At 66.8% G+C, this 2462-nt stretch carries 3 protein-coding genes; all 3 read left to right on the top strand.

Features of this window, described 5'->3' with window-relative positions; all coding sequences use genetic code 11:
- Positions 1 to 735 (top strand): acetate--CoA ligase family protein (locus AYR66_RS04285; protein WP_170942269.1); only part of this gene is annotated, 735 nt, incomplete at its 5' end.
- The gene (locus AYR66_RS04280) at positions 728 to 1489 is read left to right on the top strand and encodes an enoyl-CoA hydratase/isomerase family protein (protein WP_088706501.1); all 762 of its coding nucleotides are present in this window, start codon (positions 728 to 730) and stop codon (positions 1487 to 1489) included. The genes AYR66_RS04285 and AYR66_RS04280, both read left to right, overlap by 8 nt.
- Before the next feature lie 7 nt (positions 1490 to 1496).
- Positions 1497 to 2462, top strand: a 966-nt coding sequence (locus tag AYR66_RS04275) for an aldehyde dehydrogenase family protein (RefSeq protein ID WP_088709592.1), incomplete at its 3' end; no start/stop codon positions are given.

Genomic DNA, 2462 nt, shown 5'->3' with positions numbered 1-2462 from the left:
CCCCGCCGGCCCTTGCCCGCCGCGCGCATCCTGGATGAGAAGCAAGCGGCCGGTGTGACGAGGCAGGGCCTGCAATCCGAGGCCGACAGTCTTCGCCTCCTGAAGGAAGCCGGCGTGCCGGTGGTGGACTTCGCCGTCTGCGGCAGCGCGGACGAAGCCGAAAGCGCATTCCGCAGCTTCGGCGGGGCGGTCGTCGTCAAGGGCTGCGCGGCCGACGTTCCGCACAAGAGCGAGCACGGCCTGGTCCATCTCAACCTCAAGAGCGTAGACGAGGTGCGCCGCGCCGCGCAGGACTGCCTCGCGGTGCTGGATTCGCTGGGCAGTTCGAATCCGGCCGTGGTCGTCGCGCCGATGGTGCGCGGTGTGCATGAGCTCATGCTTGGCGCCACCGTCGACCCGGTGTTCGGCCCGGCTGTCATGATCGGCGAGGGCGGCACCCTGGTCGAGATACGGCGCGACACGGTCACGCTGCTTGCGCCCTTCACAGAAAGCGAGGCCAGGGACGCGTTGCGCGGCTTGCGCATTGCACCGCTGCTGGACGGATACCGCGACCGTCCGCCGCTCGATGTCGGCGCATTGGCGCGCGCCGCCGCCAGCCTCGGCGATTTCGTATGGCGCCATCGGGACAACATCCATTCCGTCGATATCAACCCCGTCATGGCGATGCGGGACGGCGGGGGCGTCGTCGCCGTCGATGCAGTCGTCGAATTTTCGGAAGGAGGCAGGCATGGCTGAAGTCCTTCTCGACAAGCTGGGTCAGCTTGCCGTGGTGACCCTGCACCGGCCGGAACGCATGAACGCCGTCAACCAGGCCTTGCGCACGCAATTGATCGGCATCCTGGGCGAACTCAACCGCGACGAGACGGTGCGCGCCATCGTGCTCACCGGCGCCGGAACGCGCGCGTTCTGCGCCGGCCAGGACCTGGACGAAGCGAGCGCGGTGGACTGGACGCGCATCGTGCCGTGGCTCAACGCCCAGCGCGACATGTACCAGGCAGTGCGCAACCTCGACAAGCCTTGCATCGCAGCCATCAATGGCGTCGCGGCAGGGGCGGGCTTCCAGGTCGCCCTGTGCGCCGACTGGCGGGTCATCGCACCGGAAACGCGGATCGGCCAGCCGGAAGTAAAGGCCGGGCTGGCGTCGATCGTGGGCTCCTACCTGATGACGCTGCACGTGGGAATGACGCACAACGTCCAACTGTCACTGTCGGGAGAGTTGATCAACGGACAGCGCGCCTACGAAATCGGTCTCGTGACGGAACTCGCCGCGCAGGACGGCGTACTGGAATCGGCGCTGCGGCGCGCACGGGAGATGGCTGCATTGCCCGCGACTGCCGTCCGCCTTTCCAAGCAGCGGTTCCGCGCGATGACGCAAGCGCAGTTCGACGACGCCTGCGTCGCGGGCATCCGCGCGCAGTTCGAATGCTATTCACAAGGCGAACCGCAGGAAGCGATGACGCGCTTCCTGGCGGCGCGCAACAAGGAGTAAAGATCCCATGAACAAGTATTCCTCGCATCTGGTCAACGGCGAATGGTGTCCATCGACGGATGCCGCCACCACACCGGTTTTCGAATCGTTTTCAGGCGACCAGAGCGGCGCTGTTTCCCACGCCGATCCAGCGCTAGTGGACAAGGCGGTCAACGCCGCGCGTGCCACATTCCGCAACTGGTCGCTTGCCGCGGTATCGCGGCGTGCCGAATATGTGCGAGCGGTTGCCGACGCACTCGCGGCCCGCGGCGAAGAGATTGCGGCCGGTATCTCGCGTGAAGTCGGCATGCCGCTCAAACTCTCACGCCGGATCCAGGTGGACGCGCCGGCCGCCGCATGGCGTGCGGCCGCCGACATCGGTGAGCAGATGGCGTTCACCGAAAACGTCGGCAATTCGCTTGTCTCGCTCGAACCGGCCGGCGTCGTCGCTGCCATCACGCCCTGGAATTATCCCTTGCACCAGATCACCGGCAAGCTCGCAGGCGCGCTGATGGCTGGCTGCACAGTGGTGCTCAAACCGTCCGAGATGGCGCCGAGTGCCGCCGCGGCACTCGGCGATGCGATCCTTGCAGCAGGTTTGCCGCCCGGCGTAGTCAACATCGTGATGGGCGGCGCCGCCGTCGGGCAGATGCTGGTCGACCACCCGGGCGTCGACATGGTGTCGTTCACCGGGTCGACCGCCGTCGGACGCCGCATCGCTGCTTCCGCCGGTGCGGCGCTCAAGCGCGTCTCGCTGGAACTGGGCGGCAAATCGCCGGGCATTGCGATGGAGGATGCCGACCCGCAGGCGGTGGTGAAAAGCGTCGTCGGAGCGTGCTTCCTGAATTCCGGCCAGACATGCAGCGCGATCACGCGCTTGCTGGTGCCGGACAGCCAATATGAAACCTACCGGCCCCTGCTTGCGTCGGCAGTCGGCGCGATGCCGTTGGGCAGCCCGTTTGATGCTGCCACGCGGGTCGGGCCGCTGATTTCC

The organism is Noviherbaspirillum denitrificans, from assembly GCF_002211445.1.
GTDB classification, from domain to species: Bacteria; Pseudomonadota; Gammaproteobacteria; order Burkholderiales; family Burkholderiaceae_D; genus Noviherbaspirillum; species Noviherbaspirillum denitrificans.
This window is presented reverse-complemented; position numbering and strand designations above follow the sequence as displayed.